17 protein-coding genes and 1 tRNA gene are annotated in these 19,162 nt (G+C 60.8%); 11 read left to right on the top strand and 7 right to left on the bottom strand.

The annotated features are described in order from the left end of the window. Positions 1-32 precede the first annotated feature (32 nt). Entirely contained in the window at positions 33-1,223 is a 1,191-nt protein-coding gene (locus LVY65_RS03950) for an acyl-CoA dehydrogenase (protein WP_235066700.1), read from the bottom strand. A 46-nt stretch (positions 1,224-1,269) separates the two neighbouring features. Beyond that, positions 1,270-3,408 carry an outer membrane beta-barrel family protein gene (locus LVY65_RS03945; RefSeq protein WP_235066699.1) on the bottom strand — a complete coding sequence of 713 codons (2,139 nt, stop codon included), beginning with the start codon at positions 3,406-3,408 and terminating at the stop codon, positions 1,270-1,272. Positions 3,409-3,721: 313 nt separating this feature from the next. On the opposite strand from LVY65_RS03945, the gene LVY65_RS03940 reads away from it, so the two are divergent. Next, a complete protein-coding gene (locus LVY65_RS03940; protein ID WP_235066698.1) occupies positions 3,722-4,015 on the top strand; it encodes a hypothetical protein in 294 nt (97 codons plus the stop codon). Positions 4,016-4,097: 82 nt separating this feature from the next. Further along, entirely contained in the window at positions 4,098-4,985 is an 888-nt protein-coding gene (locus LVY65_RS03935; protein WP_235066697.1) for a hypothetical protein, read from the top strand. A gap of 3 nt (positions 4,986-4,988) precedes the next feature. On the opposite strand, the gene LVY65_RS03930 is transcribed toward LVY65_RS03935, so the two are convergent. Beyond that, positions 4,989-5,078 (bottom strand) — tRNA-Ser (locus LVY65_RS03930). Between the two features lie 233 nt (positions 5,079-5,311). On the opposite strand from LVY65_RS03930, the gene LVY65_RS03925 reads away from it, so the two are divergent. From LVY65_RS03925 to mazG, 9 genes are all read left to right on the top strand, one after another. Next, entirely contained in the window at positions 5,312-6,310 is a 999-nt protein-coding gene (locus LVY65_RS03925; protein WP_408021977.1) for a lytic murein transglycosylase, read from the top strand. A gap of 75 nt (positions 6,311-6,385) precedes the next feature. After that, entirely contained in the window at positions 6,386-7,564 is a 1,179-nt protein-coding gene (locus LVY65_RS03920) for a D-alanyl-D-alanine carboxypeptidase family protein (RefSeq protein WP_235066695.1), read from the top strand. A gap of 9 nt (positions 7,565-7,573) precedes the next feature. Further along, positions 7,574-8,203, top strand: a complete 630-nt coding sequence (gene tmk / locus LVY65_RS03915) for a dTMP kinase (RefSeq protein ID WP_235066694.1) — start codon at positions 7,574-7,576, stop codon at positions 8,201-8,203. Then, entirely contained in the window at positions 8,200-9,165 is a 966-nt protein-coding gene (locus tag LVY65_RS03910) for a DNA polymerase III subunit delta' (protein ID WP_235066693.1), read from the top strand. Before tmk ends, LVY65_RS03910 begins: the two co-directional genes overlap by 4 nt. Before the next feature lie 24 nt (positions 9,166-9,189). Next, on the top strand, positions 9,190-10,698 hold the full coding sequence (metG, locus tag LVY65_RS03905; RefSeq protein WP_235066692.1) for a methionine--tRNA ligase: 1,509 nt from the start codon (positions 9,190-9,192) through the stop codon (positions 10,696-10,698). Next, positions 10,695-11,474, top strand: a complete 780-nt coding sequence (locus tag LVY65_RS03900; protein WP_235066691.1) for a TatD family hydrolase — start codon at positions 10,695-10,697, stop codon at positions 11,472-11,474. The genes metG and LVY65_RS03900 overlap by 4 nt, the downstream gene beginning before the upstream one ends. After that, positions 11,471-12,235, top strand: coding sequence for an MBL fold metallo-hydrolase (locus tag LVY65_RS03895; RefSeq protein ID WP_235066690.1), 765 nt, complete (start codon positions 11,471-11,473; stop codon positions 12,233-12,235). Before LVY65_RS03900 ends, LVY65_RS03895 begins: the two co-directional genes overlap by 4 nt. Continuing rightward, positions 12,232-12,819 carry a retropepsin-like aspartic protease family protein gene (locus LVY65_RS03890; protein ID WP_235066689.1) on the top strand — a complete coding sequence of 196 codons (588 nt, stop codon included), beginning with the start codon at positions 12,232-12,234 and terminating at the stop codon, positions 12,817-12,819. Before LVY65_RS03895 ends, LVY65_RS03890 begins: the two co-directional genes overlap by 4 nt. 118 nt (positions 12,820-12,937) lie before the next feature. Next, positions 12,938-13,669, top strand: coding sequence for a nucleoside triphosphate pyrophosphohydrolase (gene mazG / locus LVY65_RS03885; protein ID WP_235066688.1), 732 nt, complete (start codon positions 12,938-12,940; stop codon positions 13,667-13,669). Here the strand turns inward: mazG and hflX are convergent. From hflX to LVY65_RS03865, 4 genes are read right to left on the bottom strand one after another with little or no spacing between them, the layout of a single operon-like run. After that, complete coding sequence (gene hflX, locus LVY65_RS03880) at positions 13,666-14,964, bottom strand: GTPase HflX (protein WP_235067161.1); 1,299 nt, start codon at positions 14,962-14,964, stop codon at positions 13,666-13,668. The genes mazG and hflX overlap by 4 nt on opposite strands. Further along, a complete protein-coding gene (gene hfq, locus LVY65_RS03875) occupies positions 14,961-15,452 on the bottom strand; it encodes an RNA chaperone Hfq (protein WP_235066687.1) in 492 nt (163 codons plus the stop codon). The genes hflX and hfq overlap by 4 nt, the downstream gene beginning before the upstream one ends. A gap of 8 nt (positions 15,453-15,460) precedes the next feature. Continuing rightward, positions 15,461-16,840: a nitrogen assimilation response regulator NtrX gene (gene ntrX, locus LVY65_RS03870; protein ID WP_235066686.1), complete on the bottom strand. Its 1,380-nt coding sequence runs from the start codon at positions 16,838-16,840 to the stop codon at positions 15,461-15,463. Then, the gene (locus tag LVY65_RS03865) at positions 16,840-19,113 is read right to left on the bottom strand and encodes a sensor histidine kinase NtrY-like (RefSeq protein WP_235066685.1); all 2,274 of its coding nucleotides are present in this window, start codon (positions 19,111-19,113) and stop codon (positions 16,840-16,842) included. The genes ntrX and LVY65_RS03865 overlap by 1 nt, the downstream gene beginning before the upstream one ends. Positions 19,114-19,162: the final 49 nt, after the last annotated feature.

Here is a 19,162-nt window from a genome sequence, read left to right as displayed (position 1 = left end):
TTCGGGCAGGAGCATAGTCGCGGTTAGGCGGCCTAGAAAGCCGGAATTCCGGTAATCGCGCGGCCGAGGATCAGCGCATGGACGTCATGCGTGCCCTCATAGGTATTGACCGTCTCCAGATTGGCGGCGTGACGCATCACCTGGAACTCGGCGCTGATGCCGTTCCCTCCGTGCATGTCGCGGGCCATCCGGGCGATATCCAGAGCCTTGCCGCAGTTGTTGCGCTTGATCAGGCTAATTGCTTCGGGGATCAATTCGCCCGCCTCGAGCCGCCGCCCGACGCGCAGCGCCGCCTGCAAGCCCAGCGTGATTTCCGTGATCATGTTGGCAAGCTTCAGCTGGACCAACTGGTTGGAGGCGAGGGGGCGACCGAACTGAGCGCGGTCAAGCGTATATTGGCGCGCTGCCGCGTAACAGGCCTCGGCTGCGCCCATCGCGCCCCAGCCAATGCCGTAACGGGCGCGATTCAAGCAGCCGAACGGCCCCTTCAACCCCTGCACGTTTGGCAGCAACGCATCCTCACCGACCTCGACCTCGTCCATCACGATCTCGCCGGTAATCGAAGCACGCAGGCTGAGCTTCTCCTTGATCTTCGGGGCGGAGAGGCCCTTCATCCCCTTTTCGAGGATGAATCCGCGGATCGCACCGCCATGCGTCTCCGATTTCGCCCAGACGATGAAGACGTCGGCGATGGGCGAATTGGTAATCCACATCTTGCTGCCTGTCAGGCGATAGCCGTCGGCTGTCTTGGTGGCCCGGGTGCGCATCCCTCCAGGGTCGGAGCCGGCGTCAGGCTCGGTCAGTCCGAAGCAGCCGACCAGGTCGCCCTTGGCCAGCCCGGGAAGATATTTTTGCCGCTGTTCCTCGGAACCATAGGCATTGATCGGATGCATGACGAGTGACGACTGCACCGACATCGCCGAGCGGTAGCCGCTGTCGACCCGCTCTACCGCGCGGGCGATGAGGCCATAGCTGACATAGCCTAGGCCGGCGCCGCCGTATTCAGGCGCGATCGTCGCTCCGAGGAGGCCGAGAGCGCCCATCTCGCGCATGATCTCGCGGTCGAAATTCTCGTTCAAATAGGCCTCGGTCACCCTCGGCTGAAGATTTTCCTGGGCATATCCCTCAGCCGTATCGCGGACCATCCGCTCTTCGTCGGTCAGCTGATGGTTGAGGTCGAAAGGATCTGCCCAATCGAACGGCAGGATGGCAGGCTCGGCCACGTAAATCTCCGCGAAAGGATGAGTGTCGCGCCGCCCTTTAGCGGCGCTAACCGCCCTGCGCCACCCCACTGCCGTTGTTGCCGTTTCGTCCGAAGCTCTGCTTCAGCGTCAGGCCGAAGTTGAGATGGCGGTTGCGCTCTCGAAATTCGTTGATGCGGAAACCGGTTTGGCCGCGATTGGGAATGAACCGCAAACGGTTGCGGTTACCCGACGTGCCGAACGCATTGTCGAGATCTAGCGTAATCGTGGTTCCAGGCCGCGGCCGATATTCGACGAACGCGGTTCCATAAGGTCCGCCATTGTAATTGGTATCGAATTCGTCGGTTCGGAAGAAAGTGAACTGGTCACTGTCATTGACGGTAAAACCGTACGAGAAACTCTTGAGATCGTGACGAAACTCAACTGTCCAATCCCAATCGGGAAACTCGCCAGAGAAATTGCGCATCTCGCCGCTGATCGGGTCTTCTACCCGCGTATGCTGAAGCTGCCCATTGAACTTGAGGCGCATGCCCTTGAGGCCGATTTTTCCGAGCGAAGCGTCCAGGGTCAGCTTGGCAAAGTAGAGTTTGCCGGTGCCGATATTCCCGGGCGCATCGAATCCGTTCCCTTCGTCGTCAAAGATCAGGATGCGATCCTGAAGATCGTTGATCAGGTCGTATCCGACATCGACCTTGGCAACGCCATCGCCGAGGATTGGATGTTCGATCGTGCCGCGAAATTCCCAGGCCTGTTGGGGGACCAGGTCGGGATTGCCCGCGTTGACCCTGTCGGTCGACAGCTCGGCCGAGCTGATAAAGTCGTAGAAATCCAGCTGCGCGACGGTTCGCTTGGCTGAAATCTGGCCATGCCAACCTTTGCCACCCTTCCAGTCTAGAGTGAGGCTTGGCTTCCAGAAGCGCAATGATCGGTCGGCCGTGGTATCCCCACGGACCCGGATGCTTGAATATTCGTAAGTCACTCCGCCATCGATACGGATCGATTTCGAAAGCTGACGACCGAAATTGACGAAGGGTTCTGCGCGCTTTTCCTTCACCGTTGCGGAATCGACTGGCAGGTCGATCTGCACGGGCTGGCCCCCGGCGAGAAATTCGAACAGCCGGACGTTCTGGTCCAGCGTGTTGAGCACTCCTTCTACCCCGGTTTCAAAAGAGAAGCCGAGCAAATTGTCGCGAGTCCAGGTGAGGCGCAGTAGCGTCTCGTTGCGCTGCGCGTCCTGGAACTGCTCGAACCCGCCAAGCACCTCACCGCCGCCTTCTGTGCGGAATCGATAACGTTCCCGCCATCCATTGCGCTGCTGGCGATTGACCAGTCCGATCAATTTGATTGCGCCTTTGGCGAGCGGCCGGGAAATGTCGCCGCCGATCTCCCAAACCGGGCTTTTGAAATCTTGCAGCAGGTCGTCGTCGCGTTCTGGAAAACCTACCGGAACAACATGGTTGGATTGCGTCAGGTAGAAGCTGCCGGGTGACCATCGCCCATTGAGATGGACGGCGCTGCTACCCGACTGCTCAAGCCCCCAGCTACCCGACACGTAAGGATTGAAGTCACGGTAGCTATTATGCTTGCGCCTGAACTCGACGAGTTCGCCTGTATCGGGATCCGTCAGCGTGTCGGTGCCTTCCTCCAGGTTGAGGACATTGCTGGTTCCGGCCGACAGGTTGAAGGTCGAGTTGCCGCGGCGGATCAGGGCCGATCCTGATACGTCGGGGATGATCCTCCCCGTGTAGAGCCGCCGGAAAGAGCCGGTTATGTTCCCGTCGATACCGCCTTCTGCCGACAGGATCACATTTAGCACCTGGCTCTTGGTCGAATATTCGGCGCCGTAAAGGTCGCCGGTCCCCACTTCGACCCGGACCACCCGGCTAGCGGGGATGTTGCGGAGCGTGTCCGTCAACGTTTCCGACTTCGAGCTCGGCCGGGCCCCGTTGATTACGACATTGCCGGCTGCCCCGGCAAAGCCGCGCGTGGAAACGTCGCCAAGATCGAGCGAGAAGCCGGGGACGAGCCGGGCGATTTCGAGTGCGGTCTGGGGCGCTGACGGCGCGAAGAATGCGGCGTCATAGACGGCGGTCTGGGCTCTTTGGCCCGCACCGGATGACGGCGCATCGCCCTGCTGAGCAAGGGCAGGAGAAGCCAGGGCAGCCGAAAGTGCGAGCAAGCTAAGTTGTGACAGGCCGCGACGCATCGATACTCCCCATTGGAACGCTGGCTGGCGCTAGACCGGGGGCGGTAGGGGGAGGAGAGCAGTTCGACTAATCGACGAACGGCTCGATCAACCGCGTCGTTCGAATTCGCAGCAAGGAGCGGCTCCCGATAACGAGCGCCAACTTGCAACAGCGCAAAACTGCGAAATTCTCCGTATATTTACCTACAGAAAACGCCGGCGAACTACGGCTATTCCAATCAGCCTCGGCAACTTGGACAAAGTCGAGTTCAAGTTGAATTGGGATGCGAGCTTGGTCCTTGAACATCAAGTTCTGCGAACAGAGGAGTGAGAAATGCCCTCATTTGGAAAGAGCATTGGGACCGCCGGAATGGTCGTCCTTGGCGGTTTAAGTCTGAGCGCCTGCGCCACCACAAAATATGTGGATGAGCAAATCGCCGGTGTGAATAGCCGCATCAGCGCGCTTGAAGCGAAAGTTCAGCAGGTCGACGCCACAGCACAGTCAGCCAACTCTGCGGCGCAGGCCGCCGGGGCGTCTGCCCAGCAAGCTAACCAGCGTATCGATCAGCTGACTAGCCGAGTGGACAGCATCGAGCAGCAGTTGGCTGCAAAGCGGCCTCGGAACTAACCGTTTGACTGCAGGGTTCGTTAGGCATTCTGGTCTATCGAACTCTGTTGTCAAAATTGGTTTGAGGTAGCGGATATTGGTTATGCGCGATCGCGCGACGGCAGCATTGGTTGCGCTTGCGCTTGCAGGCGTGGCCTTTCCGCCGTTCGCGATGGCGCAGTCCATTCATACGACGAGTGGCGCCGTGCCGATGACACCGGCGGATGAGGTCATGGACACCGGCGGTTGGTCCCTCAGAGCATTCGCCCGCCCCAGCGAAGGCACAGGTGGGGCGGACCCATTGGCACCAGAAGGTCATGCCGAACTTGCGGAGCCGAGATCCGCCGAACAACCGACCGAAATATCTGAAGCTTCCAGGCCGCGGATGGTTGCAGGCGAACTTGCGGACTCAGACAAGCCGCCATCCGAAACGGTCTCCATTGTGACGAACTGGATTATCGCATCGGGCGACAATGGCGGATTGCCGTTCATCGTGATCGACAAGGTCGCGGCCATGGTGTTCCTGTTTGACGCCGAGGGCCAATTCATCGGCGCGACACCCGCGTTGCTCGGCATCACGGCCGGAGACGATTCCGCGCCCGGAGTTGGCGATCGCGAACTTTCCGATATCAAACCGGAAGACCGGACGACGCCAGCAGGACGTTTCGTTGCCAAGTTCGGGCTTGCCAGCGGCAACCGCAATGTCTTGTGGGTAGATTATGAAACGTCGATTTCGCTGCACCCAGTGGTCACGACGAACAAGAAGGAGCGGCGCTTGCAGCGCCTGCGTTCGCCCACGGCGAACGATAATCGCATCACATTCGGCTGCATCAATATCCCGGCCAAGTTTTACGATGACATGGTGAAACCGCTTTTCGCGGAAACTAATGGAATCGTTTATATATTGCCGGAATTCAAATATTTGTTTGAGGTCTTTCCGGCATTTCGGCCAGATGCCCGGCCCCAATCGCGCGCCGATGTAGGGCGTTGACGCTGGCGGAGAGGGTGGGATTCGAACCCACGGTGAGCTTGCACCCACGGCGGTTTTCAAGACCGCTGCCTTAAACCACTCGGCCACCTCTCCATGCGCCGGTCATCCGAGCTTCATGCTCGCCCGCCTAAGCGACGACGATGGGCTGTGCAAGGCACGGGTTGAATGCATTCGGTTCATTGGCCAACCATCGCTAGCGTAGGTTGAGAACCCCGTAAGGAGGCGAAATGCGATTTTGGTTGGCGCTTGGATTATCGGTTACCGGAACAGGCGCCGTTGCCCAAACCGACCCGCTCGCGCCCTTGCCGGACTCCCAGCCGGTCGCAATGGCGCCGGTCAGTCAATATTCCCCGCCTCCGCTGGCCACCCCGGCGCTAACCGGCTTCGCCGCCTATAAGTCGCGCCTTTCCGGCGCCGCCCGAAGCGCGGGGGTGAGGGAGGCGACGATCCAGGCGGTGGTGCCCTTCCTGTCGCTGAACAGCCGAGTGATCCAGCTCGACCGCGCCCAGCCAGGCGGAGTGAACAATCCCAACGCTATCCCGCCCTTCGCGCCATACCGACGCGCCCATGTTACCAGCGACCTCATCCGTCGTGGGCAAGCACGCTATGCCGCCAATTACACCAGGCTTCGATGGATCGAGCAGCGATTCGGAGTCGAGCCACAGGTGCTGATGGCCATTTATGGCCATGAAACCAGCTATGGCACGGTGACCGGCGGCTTCGACTTGCTCGAAGCCCTGGCGACGCTGGCCTATGAGGGGCGTCGGCGGCCGCTGTTCGAGGCAGAGTTCGTGGCGGCGCTCCAACTGCTCGATCGCGGCACGCCGCGAAGCCGGTTGAAGGGCAGCTGGGCAGGGGCAACCGGTTATCCCCAATTCATGCCATCGGCCGTACTTCGCCTCGCGACCGACGGCGACGGTGATGGTGTGGCCAATATCTGGCGGAGCGAGGCGGATGGATTGGCTTCCATCGCTGCTTATCTTCGCGATGCCGGTTGGAAGCCGAATGTCCACTGGGGAATACCCGTGCGTGTGCCGCCAACGCTCAATCGCGCCGCGATCGTCTCCAAGCTGGTCGCACCGCGCTGCGCACCGGTCTATAAGCGGCACAGCCAGTGGAAGACGATGCGTGAATGGCGCGCGCTGGGGATTCAGCCGCTCGGGCGTAACCTTCCCGAAAATGAAATGGCGACACTGATCGAGCCGGACGGCCGCGACTCCACCGCCTATCTGTTGACGACCAACTATCGAGCGATCCTCGATTATAATTGCTCCAATTTCTACGCCTTGTCGGTCGGGCTGTTGGCGGATGCGATTGCGGGATGATGCCACTCGCGCCGGACGTTAGCAGTCGTTAGACAAGAGACTCTGCCCCTCAAGCACCCGGAGCCGATACGTCCGATGATTCGAGCCACGTTTACCCTTACTGCCGCCTCGCTCCTGCTGGTCTCGGCCGCGCCGGCCAAGGCACCGCCTTTTGATACGCCGGCCCCGGTTGCTTATCTGATCGACCTGTCGTCCGGGGCGGTGCTGCTTGCGAAGGATGCGGATCGGCGCATGCCGCCGGCGTCGATGGCCAAGATGATGACCACCAACGTGGCATTCGAGCTGATCGACCGCGGCGATTTGGCACTCAACAAAATGTGCACGGTGAGGCCGGAAACCTGGCAGAAATGGCATGGGCCTCAGGCTGGATCGACGATGTTCCTCTCGCCGAACGAACAGGTCAGCGTCGAAAACCTCCTTCACGGCATCGTCACGCTGTCGGGTAACGACGCGTCTGTCGTGCTGGCCGAATGTATCGCCGGAACCGAGGAAGCCTTCGCCAACGTCATGAATGAGAATGCCAAGCGGCTGGGCCTCGCCAACAGCCAATTCGGCAATTCCAACGGTTGGCCGGACGAGGGACGGACCTATGTCACCGCGCGCGATCTTGCGACGCTGGCCCGGGCCGAGATCGAGAACCATCCCCAGCTTTATAAGAAATTCTACAGCCAGACGAGCTTCACCTGGGGCAAGACCCTTGGCTCGGGTACCGACATCACGCAGGCGAATCGCAATCCCTTGTTGGGCCGGGTACCTGGTGCGGACGGACTAAAGACCGGTCATACTGACGAAGCCGGCTACGGCTTCACTGGGTCGGCGGAGCAGAATGGCCGGCGGCTCGTCATGGTCATTGCCGGGCTGGACAGCTTCAACCAGCGCATCGAAGAGTCGGTACGCTTGATGCAATGGGGATTCAGCGCCTGGCAAACCAAGCCTTTATACAAGGCCGGCGCTTCGGTCGGCAGCGCCAAGGTCCAGTTGGGCAGCGATAGCGAAGTGGCGCTGGTGGCGCCCCGCGACCTGGCGGTGACAATTCCTGCCGGAGTTCTGTCCAAGATCCAGTCAACCAAGATTCGCTACCAGGGACCGGTCAAGGCGCCGATCGCCAAGGGCCAGCACATCGCAGACCTGGTTGTGACGACATCGGATGCCGGCGAGCAGGTTATGCCGCTGGTCGCGGCCGAAGCCGTCGGCGAGGCCGGCTTCTTCGCCCGCGCCTGGATCGGCTTCAAGCAACTGCTTGGTATGGCCTGAGCCGGCGCAATGGCGCGCGGGCGTTTCATTAGCCTTGAGGGCGGGGAAGGGGTTGGAAAGTCGACCCAGCTGACTGCGCTGGCCGAGGCTCTGCAGGGCAGGGGCCTTCAACTGCTCGTTACCCGCGAACCGGGCGGGAGCCCGGGAGCGGAGGCGATTCGCAAGCTGTTGCTGGAGGGGGAGGATACGCGTTGGAATCCACGCGCCGAGGCCCTGTTATTCGCGGCGGCTCGTGCCGACCATGTCGAAAAGACCATATTGCCTGCGCTGGAGCGGGGGGAATGGGTGCTTTCCGACCGTTTCCTGGACAGCAGCCTTGCCTATCAGGGCGAAGCCGGGGGGCTTGGAATCGAGGCCGTTCGCGCCCTCCACCGCTTCGGCAGCAGCGACTTCCTTCCCGATCGCACCCTGGTGCTGGTCCTGGATGAAGCCGAGGGAGCTGTCCGGGCGCGGGCGCGGGATGGCAATCTCGGCGACCGGATCGGATCCCGCCCGCCAAGCTATCATGCAGCGGTCGATGCCGGATTCAGGGCGATTGCTACCAATGAGCCAGACCGGGTCAAGCTGATCGATGCCAGCGGTCCGCCGGCAACCGTCACCGCACGGCTGCTCTATGCCCTGGGGGACTTGCTGCCGTGATTGTGGGCCAGGACAAGGCGGTCGAGCAATTCTCCAACGCATGGGCGTCGCGCCGGCTCCATCATGGATGGTTGCTGGCGGGTCCCAAAGGCGTCGGCAAAGCCAGTTTCGCCCGGATCGCGGCAACTCGGGTCCTTGCGGAGGCGGCCGGCCCGCCGGTAGGGCTACCAGGCCTTTCAACGCAGCCTGATCATCCGATCGCTCGACTCATCGCTGCCGGCAGCCACCCCGATTTTCGCTGGCTGGAACGGTTGGAGCGACCCACGGGAGGCTTGGCGCGCAATATCAGCGTCGACCAGGTCCGCTCGCTCGGTGACCTGCTATCAGTAACTCCTTCGATGAGCCCGTGGCGGGCAATCGTGATCGATTCCGCCGATGACCTTGAGGCATCGGCGGCAAATGCACTGCTCAAGATGCTCGAAGAGCCGCCACCAAATACGCTGTTCTTCCTCGTCAGCCACGCGCCCGGCCGCCTGCTGCCCACCATTCGCTCGCGATGCCGTAGGCTGGATTTCGAAAGGCTCGACAGCGACGCCATGACGTCACTGCTAAGTTGCTCATTTCCTGAAGAAAAAGCCGACAGGATTAGATCATTGGTAGAATTCTCCAACGGCTCGATCGGCCGCGCGATGGATATCGCCGCACTCGACCTGGCGCCGCTGGAGGGCCAGGCATTGGCAATCCTTCGTGGGGGGGATGGCGACAATTCACGCCGTTCCAAGTTGGCCAATACCCTTGGCCCCAAGGCGGCGGCCGATCGCTATGCCGCGTTTCTCGAACTTGTCCCCGGATTGATCGCGCAAGAGGCAATAACCCTGGAAGGGGATGCTCGGGGACGGGCGCTCGATGCCTATGCCAACGCGCGAGAGATGGTTGCACTAGCGCCGCGGCTATCGCTTGATCCCGCGGCTACCGTGTTCCAGCTTGGCGGAATCCTGGCGTCGGTCGCCTTGAAGCCTTAGGGCGAGGCCGCTAGGGGCAGGGCCATGGCCGAGCCCTATTACATCACGACCGCGATCAGCTATCCAAACGGCAAGCCGCACATTGGCCACGCCTATGAGGCGATCGCCGCCGACGCCATGGCTCGTTTTCGCCGCGCCCAGGGTCGCGACGTGCGGCTGGTTACCGGGACCGACGAACATGGGCTGAAGATGGTCCAAACGGCCCGCGCGGAAGGTCGCGATACGCTCGAGTATGCCGACGAAATGTCGGGCTATTTCCGTAAGATGTGCGACGATTTAAATATCAGCTATGATGCATTCGTCCGAACCACGGAACCTCGACATTATGAGGCGAGCGTTGCGATTTGGAAGGCGATGGAGAAGGCCGGCGACCTCTATCTCGACCGATATGAGGGTTGGTATTCGGTCCGGGACGAGGCGTTCTACGACGAGAGCGAGCTGATCGACGGGGACGGGGGCGAACGGCTTTCGCCCCAGGGCACGCCGGTTGAATGGACCACGGAGGAAACTTGGTTCTTCCGCCTATCGAAATATCAGGATCGCCTGCTTAGCCTCTACCGCGACAATCCGGACTTCATCCGGCCCGAGAGCCGCCGCAACGAAGTCGTCCGGTTCGTGGAAGGCGGACTAAAGGACCTAAGCGTTTCGCGCACCAGCTTCGATTGGGGCGTGCCGGTGCCTGGATCGCCGGGCCACGTCATGTACGTCTGGGTCGACGCGCTAACCACCTACATGACGGGAGTAGGCTTCCCCGAGCGGGAGGGAGAGTATGCGCGTTTCTGGCCCGCGGATGTCCATCTGATCGGCAAGGATATCGTCCGCTTTCATGCGGTCTATTGGCCGGCCTTCCTGATGTCCGCGAACCTGCCGCTGCCCAAGCAGGTGTTCGGCCATGGCTTCCTCCTCGCGCGCGGCGAGAAAATGTCGAAATCACTCGGCAATGTGGTCGATCCCATGGACCTGGCAGCCGACTTTGGGGTCGACCAGCTGCGCTATTTCCTGCTGCGCGAGATCAGCTTCGGGCAGGATGGCAGCTATAGCCGCGAAGCGATCGTCAACCGCGTTAACAGTGAGCTGGCGAACAGCTTCGGCAACCTGGCCCAGCGCAGTCTATCGATGGTTTTCAAGAATTTGGGCGCTGTTCTTCCTGCGGCCGGGGAAGCCGACGAAGACCGGGCATTGCTTGATCAGGTTCGCCAGGCTTGCGAGACGCTGGCCGCGGAGTTTGACCAGTTCGCATTCTCGGCTGGGCTGGAGGCGTGGATGGGCGCAGTGTTCGCCTGCAACGCATATATCGATACCGCCGCACCTTGGGCGCTCAAGAAAACCGACCCTGAGCGTATGGCGGCCGTGCTCGGCACGCTGGTCGTGGCAGTTCGGGAATTGGCTGAGGCAGTGAAGCCCGTGATCCCTGCGTCCGCCGAGAAGCTGATTGCGTTGATCGACAGCGGCAAGGATGGAAATCCGATCGCCCAACCGACACCGATCTTCCCGCGCCTCGAACTTGGCGAGGAGGAGGAAGCGGCGGCATGAAGCTGATCGACAGCCACTGCCACCTCAATTACGCCGGCCTCGCCGAGCGGCAGGAGGAAGTGCTGGCCAATGCGCGGAAGCGCGGAATTGGCGGTTTCCTCAATATTTCTACCCGCCAGAGCGAGTGGGCCGATGTGGTCGGGGCGGCCGAGCGCAATGATGACGTATGGGCTAGCATTGGCGTCCATCCCCACGAGGCAGATGCCCATCCCGATCTCGGCGCCACGGCACTTGCCGAAGCGGCGGCGCATCCCCGCGTGATCGCGATCGGGGAATGCGGTCTCGACTATTATTACGACAAGTCGGATCGCTCGGCGCAGCGGGAGCGCTTCCAGGCGCATATCGAGGCGGCGCGGACAACCGGGCTGCCGCTGATTGTGCATACAAGGGAGGCGGAAGCCGACACTGCGGAGATTCTTTCCCGGGAAGTCGGGAAGGGGGGCGTTGCCGGCGTCCTGCATTGCTTCACCGGCACCGCCGACCTGGCCCGGACTGCACTTGGCCTCGGCTTCTATATTTCCATCTCCGGCATTGTGACCTTCAAGAATGCCAAGGACTTGCAGGAGGTGGCAAAGGCGATCCCACAAGACCGCCTGCTGGTCGAAACGGATTCTCCCTTCCTTGCACCGGTCCCGCATCGAGGCCAGACGTGCGAGCCTGCGTTCGTTGCAGACACCGCCGCATTCCTGGCCGAGTTGCGTGATGAACCGCTCGACGAGCTCGCCGAAGCGACCACCGCCAACTTCTTCAAGCTGTTCGGAAAAGCCGCCGCGTGAAAGTCCGGATCCTGGGCTGCGGGGCATCGTCCGGCGTTCCGCGGATCGGGAATGATTGGGGCAATTGCGATCCCGATGAGCCCAGGAACCGTCGTACGCGCTCGTCCATCCTGGTCGAAAGTGCTGGCGAGCGGCTGCTGATTGATTGCGGACCCGACCTGCGCGAGCAGCTTCTTGCGGCCGACACTGCCATTGTGGATCGGGTAATTGTGACCCACGACCATGCGGATCATTGCCACGGAATCGATGATCTGAGGCAAGTTGCTCATCAGCTAGGCTGGCCGGTACCACTCCATGCGCGCGCCGATACGTTGCGCCTCCTTGGCAAGCGGTTCGCTTATGCTTTTGAAGGAACTCCCTTTTATTCGCCATCAATCACGCCGGTGGCGATCGACGATCGCTTGGCTCTGGGGGAGGCAATGCTTCGTTTCGTCGACCAGCCTCACGGAGGAATCACTTCGCTTGGCATCCGGGTTGACGAGCGAGACCGGTCGTTCGGTTATGCGATTGATTTTCATGAATTTTCGCCAGACATGGCAGTTATGTATGAAGGGCTCGATGTCTGGATCTGCGATTGCCTGCGGAGAGAGCCTCATCCGACCCATGCGCATCTCGATGCCGTGCTAGGTTGGGCCCGCGAACTGGGGGTCGGGCAATTGCTCCTGACCCATCTCGACAAAAGCATGGATTATGCCACGCTGATCGCGGAGCTGCCGGATTGGGCGGAACCCGCATTTGACGGCCAGGAAGTGACGCTTTGACCAACGATTGGATGCTCGGCAGCCTTTACTTGCTTATGGCGATGATGCTCGTCGCAGGAGGGCTGATCGCCAGGCGTGAGCGCTTTGCGCGGCTGGCAACAATGGCTTTGGCGTGGGTCGCGATTTTTACCGCGGGCTTCGTTCTGTTCACTTTCCGAGACGACCTTGGATATGTTGCGCAGCGGCTCAAGGCCGAAGCCACAGGTGAACCGGTGGTTGAAGGCAGAGAAGTTCGGATTCCGATGGCGATCGACGGCCATTTCTGGGTCCAGGCTTCACTTAACGGCGTTCCGGTCAAATTTCTGGTCGATAGTGGTGCCACCATGACGACGATCGGTCGTGACACTGCGGAAGATGCCGGCGTGGCCGTCAGCAGCAGCCGCAACCAGGTCGTCCGAACTGGCAACGGCATGCTGCGTGTCGCGTCGGCTCGGGCCGACAGTCTTGCAATCGGTCCGATCGAGCGCAGCAATATTGGGCTGCACGTTGCTGACCATGACGATTTGAACGTGCTTGGAATGAACTATCTGTCGACGCTGGAACGCTGGGGGGTCGAAGGCCGGTGGTTGGTCCTTCAGAGCTGAGAGGCGACGCAAAGCCCCCTGTACATCATCCTATTACTTTACATAATATATATTATCATACTCAGAGATTGCAGCCAGCGGAGTGGCTAAAGGCCTTCTCCGAAGCTTTGGAGGACCAATGAGCCTGGAACGACTGGTCGACATTATGAAGCGGCTCCGCGACCCGGTCAGCGGATGCGAATGGGACAGCGTGCAAACCTTCGAAACGATCGCGCCCTACACCATCGAAGAGGCTTACGAAGTGGCCGACGCGATCAATCGCCGCGATATGGACAGCTTGGTCGACGAGCTTGGCGATCTACAACTGCAAGTCGTGTTTCATGCCCGGATGGCCGAGGAAGCCGGTCATTTCTCGCTTGCCGACGTTCTGAACGGCATTTCCGACAAGCTCGAGCGGCGCCATCCCCATATCTTCGGCGATGCGCAGGAAGGCGGTCATCATCTTTGGGAGGTCATCAAGGCCGAAGAACGGTCCAAGAATCCCGACAAAAGTGCGCTTGCCGGCGTCGCTCAAGCACTGCCTGCCCTGGAACGGGCTGCCAAGTTGCAGAAACGCGCGGCGCAAACGGGTTTCGATTGGCCCGATATCGAAGGCCCCAAGGCCAAGATTCGCGAAGAACTGGACGAAATTGCCGAAGCTCCGGCCGATGAGCTTGAGGAGGAGGTCGGCGATCTGCTTTTCGCCGCTGTAAACTTCGCACGTCATCTTAAAATTGACCCGGAAGAAGCACTGCGTAAGGCCAATCGCAAATTTGAAAAGCGCTTTCGTGCAATCGAGGCGACGCCCGGCTTCCAGCAAATGAGTCTGGCCGAAATGGAAGCGCTCTGGGTCGAGGCAAAAAAAGCCTAAAGCCGCTCGAACCTGGCCCAGTTTTCCGGGCTTAGCTTCACTTCGAGTTGGAGTTGGTCCCCGTCCGATAGCTGCTCGATCACCTCTCCGCGCGCATGGAGCCATGCGATGCGCGTCCCATCGCCCGCGTTGAGGCGGATGTGGTGGGTCTGCGAGCCTGAATGGAGCAGGTGAGAGATCGTTTCCCTTAGCTCGTCAACACCTTCCCCGGTTAATGCGCTAACAGCCACCACATCGTCGCGCCTTTTCGCTTCACCCAGGGCTTCGTCCCTTTCGCCCTGGGAGAGCAGGTCAAGCTTGTTCCAGACCTCAAGCCGCGGCGGCGAATCCTCCTCCGCCAGCCCGAGGGACGACAGCACCGTCTCGACGTCCGCGGCCTGCGCCTCGCTGTCGGGGTGAGCGATGTCACGCACGTGAAGGATAAGGTCCGCAGCCGACACTTCCTCCAAAGTTGCCCGAAATGCCGCCACCAGCTCAGTCGGCAGGTTGGAAACAAATCCAACGGTGTCGGACAATATCGCCTTGTCAAAGCCAGGGATGTTCACCTGGCGCATCGTCGGATCGAGTGTCGCGAACAGCAGGTCCTCAGCCATTACCGACGCTTGCGTCATGCGGTTAAACAGCGTCGATTTGCCTGCATTGGTATAGCCGACCAGGGCAATCACCGGCCAGGGCGCCCTCTGCCGCCGGCCGCGATGCAGCCCGCGCGTGCGACGAACCTGGTCGAGCTCGCGGCGGATTCGGGCCATCCGATCACGGATCAGCCGGCGGTCGGCCTCTATCTGGGTTTCGCCCGGACCACCGAGAAAGCCGAAGCCGCCCCGCTGGCGTTCGAGGTGGGTCCAACTGCGGACCAGCCGTCCCGCCTGATAATCGAGATGGGCCAACTCGACCTGCAATCGCCCTTCGGCTGTCGCGGCCCGTTCACCGAATATTTCGAGGATCAGGCCAGTACGGTCGATGACCTTGCATTTGGTCAGATCCTCCAGCGTCTTCTGCTGGACTGGCGTCAGCGCGGCGTCGACAACCAGTAGCGTGGCTTCATGCGCCTCTGCGAGACCGGCAACTTCCTCAGCCTGTCCTTTGCCGAACAAGCTCGCGGGCCTGATCTGGCGGAGGCGGAAGGAACGGCGGGCGACCACATCGATTCCGATCGCCTCGGCAAGGCCAGCGGCCTCTTCGACCCGGGCTTCCACCGAGCGCAGCCCCCCATCCCCAACCCGTTCGGGCACGACGAGCACGGCACGCTCGCCGCGCGTTACGCCACTGTCATCGCTACGATTGAAAACGCTCAGTCGTCGTCCCCCGGGTTGGTTTCACCCCCCAGATTGAGCGGATGACCCGGCTGCATGGTCGAAATGGCGTGCTTATAGACAAGCTGGACCTGCCCGCCGCGTTCAAGCACCAGTGAAAACTGGTCGAACCCCGCCACTGCGCCCTGCAACATTACGCCATTGACGAGGAATACCGTCATCGGCTCCCGCTCGCGCGATGCCGCTTGCAGGAACAGGTCCTGAAGCATTGGTTTCTTTCCATTGCCCCCTTCCCCACCTGTCGAAAGTTCCAGGTCAGCGGGCGGCTGTGCGGGCATGATGGTAGAGATACCATGCTTGTAGACCAGCTGGGCGCTACCATCGCGACGGAGCAGCAGCGAAAAGGGGTCAAACCAGGTGACAATCCCCTGCAGCTTGACGCCTTTCACCAGGAAGATTGTCACCGGGACCTTCGATCGGCGAATTGAATTCAGGAATTGATCCTGCAGGCTCAGCGCTTTGTCAGCCATTATTGTGATTAATCCTCATCGCGCTTGTCGCCAAGTCCGAGGGCCTTGAGCTTCCGGTGCAGCGCCGAGCGTTCCATCCCGATAAACGAGGCAGTTCGCGAGATATTCCCCGAAAATCTGCGGATCTGGATCTTGAGATATTCGCGCTCGAAGCTTTCCCTGGCTTCGCGCAGCGGTGATCCCATGATGGCCATCGATGCCCCGCCCAGGCCGGCAGATCCCTGGGAGTCGATAATCTCTGGCGGCAACAAGTCGACCTCAATGCATCCTACCCGGTCGCCCGGGGTCAGGATCAGCGTCCGCTCGATGATGTTGCGCAGCTGCCGGACATTGCCAGGCCAGTCGTGTGCCTGGAGAGCAGCCATTGCTTCCTTGGACAGCTCCGGTGTCTGGATCCGCTTCTCGGCCGCGAAGCGGGCAAGGAAATGGTTGACCAGCTCGGGAATGTCCTCGCGGCGTTCCCGCAAGGGCGGAATCCTCACGGGGACCACGTTGAGGCGATAGTAGAGATCTTCGCGGAATCGACCCGCCGCTATCTCGTCCGCCAGGTTGCGAGAAGTCGCCGAAAGTACCCGAACGTCCACCTTGACCGGCCGCTGGCCGCCGACCCGCGTATAGCTTTGGTCGGTAAGCACCCGCAAAATCTTGGCTTGGGTGGTAAGCGGCATGTCGGCGATTTCATCGAGGAAGATGGTTCCGCCATGCGCTTGCTCGAGCAATCCTGGGCGCGACACCCCGCCCTGCTCGCTACCGAATAATTCCTCCTCCACCCGCTCGGGACTCATCATCGCTGCCGACAGGACGATGAACGGCGCACTGGCACGCGGACTCCAATTATGGATCATGCGGGCAGCGATTTCCTTGCCGACCCCAGCCGGGCCGTTGATCATCACCCTGCTACCTGTCGGCGCCACTCGTTTCAGCGTTGCCCGCACCGTATTGATTGCCACCGAAGTACCATCGAGTTGGTCGTCAGGACCCACCTGCTGACGGAGCGTAGCATTCTCGCGTCGCAGCCGATCGGTTTCGGTCGCGCGCCCCACTAGGTGCAGCAGTCGATCCGCCTTGAACGGCTTTTCGATGAAATCGACTGCGCCTTCACGGATCGCCGCCACTGCGGTGTCGAGGTTGCCGTGCCCCGAAATCATCAGGATCGGCAACGTCGGGTCGCGCTTCTTGATTTGCTCGAGCAGTTGCAGGCCGTCCATCTTCGACCCCTGCAACCAGACATCGAGCAGCACCAGGCTGGGCCGGCGATCGTCGATTGCATCGAGTGCCGCGCTGCTGTCGGCAGCCGAGCGCACCGCATAACCCTCATCCTCCAATACCCCGGATACGAGCTCGCGGATGTCGGCTTCATCGTCGACGACCAGCACTTCAAGCGCCATCAGCTGGGTTCCTCCTCATCATATTCGTCATCTTCACCACGGCCTGCCAACGATGTTTGCGGTTCCTCGGTCGCAAGCGCTTCCAGCCGGTCGGCGTCGAATGCGATACGAACGCGGGTTCCACCCCCTGGCCTGTCGAGAAATGCGATCTCCCCAAGATGTTCCTCGACGATCTTCTTGACGATCGCGAGTCCGAGGCCAGTGCCGCGGATCCGCGTTGTCATATACGGCTCCATCAGACGCTCGCGATCCTGTGGCAGGCCGACGCCGGTGTCGGTTAGGTCGAATACAAGCTGGTCGGCCTCGCGCCGGACGGATAGGTCGATACGGTCGCCGTCAGGATTAGGTTCGCCGCGATTTCTGCGCAATTCAATCGCTTCCACTGCATTTTTGACAATGTTGGTCAGCGCCTGGCTAAGTTGGCGGCGATCGCAAACCAGGCGAATGTCACCTGATGGGGGATCGAGGCTGAACGAAATTCCCGGATGGGCGACTTCGTGCAGGAAAAGCGCCGCTCGCGCGATCTCATGCACATTTTCTTCCCGGAACACCGGCTTGGGCATCCGCGCGAAGTTGGAGAATTCGTCTACCATGCGCCTGAGGTCGGCAACCTGGCGAATGATGGTGTCCGTTAATCGCGTGAAGGTTTCCGGATCGGAGGCTACCTCCTCACCATATCGCCGCTGCAATCGCTCGGCAGCGAGTTGAATCGGAGTAAGGGGGTTTTTGATCTCATGAGCAATACGACGGGCGATGTCGGACCACGCGGCGCGGCGCTGGTCGCTCAACTGGTCGGTGATGTCGTCGAACGTCAGAACCGACCCATCGGCATAGCGCATGCGCTTTACCGCCAGCGTTCGTTGCCCCTCGGCCGAATGGACCAACACGTCAGCGTCGCGCGTCTCGCCGCTAAGGAATTCCGCCAGTTCGGTGGAAACCTCGGCCAACTCCCGCCCTTCGATGTTCTCATCGCCGTGGCGGAGCAATGTTTCCGCCGAGCGATTGGTGAGCAGAACGCGGCCCTTGCCATCTAGGGCGATCACTCCCGCCGTAACGCTGGATAGCACTGCCTCAATGAAAGCACGGCGGGTATCGAGTTGCTGGTTGGCGGCCATCAACGCCCCGGTCTGTTCCTGAAGCCGTCCGGTCATTCGGTTGAATGCCGTGCCAAGCGTCGCAATCTCATCGTCTGCCGGCCCGATAATGGGCACCCGGGCACTGAGGTCGCCTTCCTCGATCCGTCCTGCGGCGTCGACCAACTCTTCAACTGGTCGCAACAGCCGGTCCGCCAGCTTCAACGCGGTGAAGATCGCCAGGGCAACGATGATCAACGCTCCGGCCAGCAAGGCGCCGTTGAATTTCAGCTGGTTGGAACGGCTGCGCTCAAGCAGCCCGCGGTAATCCGACAGCACGCCGGTCGCCCGCTCGATCTGCTGTCGGAAATCGTCACTGACCTGGCGTGAAACGAATAGATATTTACCGGGCTCGTCGGTGAGCGGGGTAATCACGGCAATACGTCCCTGAGTCACCACTTCCGCAGCTTGGGTTTGCCCCCTCAGCTGGCCAAGGGCCTGGGCAAGCCGGGACTGGTCGATCAGTCCGTCGTAATAGTTGACGCCGCGGCTGATGGTGACCTGGCCCGTTTGGGAAATGGCTATGATCGCTGCTTCGTTGAGGCCGCGCTGGTAGGTCTGGAAGGCGAGATATTCGTCAAAACGGGGGTTATCCATCGGCTTGGCGCCAAGATATTTGCTGAAGTCGGCGACCATCGTGACCGCTTCGGCTCCGACTCGATTGACCTCGCTGGTATAGGTCGACTGGGCAAGCTGCACGGTATTCTCGAGCATTCCCCGCGCCCTGTCGGAAAACCAGAATTCCAGTCCCGACTGGAGCAGCAGCGACGCAAAAATGGCGACGATCACCGTCGGAACCGCGGCAATTACCGAAAAGAGCGCGACCAGGCGCGTGTGAAGCTGGCCCGTGCCGATTGCCCGGGCGACTGCCCGCGCCCTTGCTATCTTTCGCGACAGCAGCACCATCAGCGCAATTGCAGGAACCAGATTGGCAATGAGCAGCAGCGCGATCTGAGGAGGCGACAGCATGGAACCCGGCTCGGCTTCGCGGCTGAGCATGGTGTAGCTGAGCGCCAAGGTACTGGCGAGCAACACCCCGCTACCGATGGTCGCCCAATCGTAGATCCGGCCGCTCTCCTTCTCGCGAGCAAGCCAGCGGGCCCTGGGCTTTTCGATCAGGTCAGAGTCGGCGAACTGCATTTCCATGCTAACGCGGGCCTAGCATGGTCCCGTTGCATAAAAAACACAG

Source organism: Sphingomonas cremea, from assembly GCF_021502585.1.
Lineage (GTDB): Bacteria > Pseudomonadota > Alphaproteobacteria > Sphingomonadales > Sphingomonadaceae > Sphingomicrobium > Sphingomicrobium cremea.
Note: the sequence above shows the minus strand (reverse complement) of the source record. Positions and strands in the feature narration are given on the sequence as shown.

Coding starts and splice junctions, on each gene's coding strand:
- LVY65_RS03945 (WP_235066699.1), bottom strand. CDS start 3,408: ATGCGTCGCGGCCTGTCACAACTTAGCTTGCTCGCACTTTCGGCTGCC.
- LVY65_RS03940 (WP_235066698.1), top strand. CDS start 3,722: ATGCCCTCATTTGGAAAGAGCATTGGGACCGCCGGAATGGTCGTCCTT.
- LVY65_RS03935 (WP_235066697.1), top strand. CDS start 4,098: ATGCGCGATCGCGCGACGGCAGCATTGGTTGCGCTTGCGCTTGCAGGC.
- LVY65_RS03925 (WP_408021977.1), top strand. CDS start 5,312: ATGGCGCCGGTCAGTCAATATTCCCCGCCTCCGCTGGCCACCCCGGCG.
- LVY65_RS03920 (WP_235066695.1), top strand. CDS start 6,386: ATGATTCGAGCCACGTTTACCCTTACTGCCGCCTCGCTCCTGCTGGTC.
- tmk (WP_235066694.1), top strand. CDS start 7,574: ATGGCGCGCGGGCGTTTCATTAGCCTTGAGGGCGGGGAAGGGGTTGGA.
- metG (WP_235066692.1), top strand. CDS start 9,190: ATGGCCGAGCCCTATTACATCACGACCGCGATCAGCTATCCAAACGGC.
- LVY65_RS03900 (WP_235066691.1), top strand. CDS start 10,695: ATGAAGCTGATCGACAGCCACTGCCACCTCAATTACGCCGGCCTCGCC.
- mazG (WP_235066688.1), top strand. CDS start 12,938: ATGAGCCTGGAACGACTGGTCGACATTATGAAGCGGCTCCGCGACCCG.
- hfq (WP_235066687.1), bottom strand. CDS start 15,452: ATGGCTGACAAAGCGCTGAGCCTGCAGGATCAATTCCTGAATTCAATT.
- ntrX (WP_235066686.1), bottom strand. CDS start 16,840: ATGGCGCTTGAAGTGCTGGTCGTCGACGATGAAGCCGACATCCGCGAG.
- LVY65_RS03865 (WP_235066685.1), bottom strand. CDS start 19,113: ATGCAGTTCGCCGACTCTGACCTGATCGAAAAGCCCAGGGCCCGCTGG.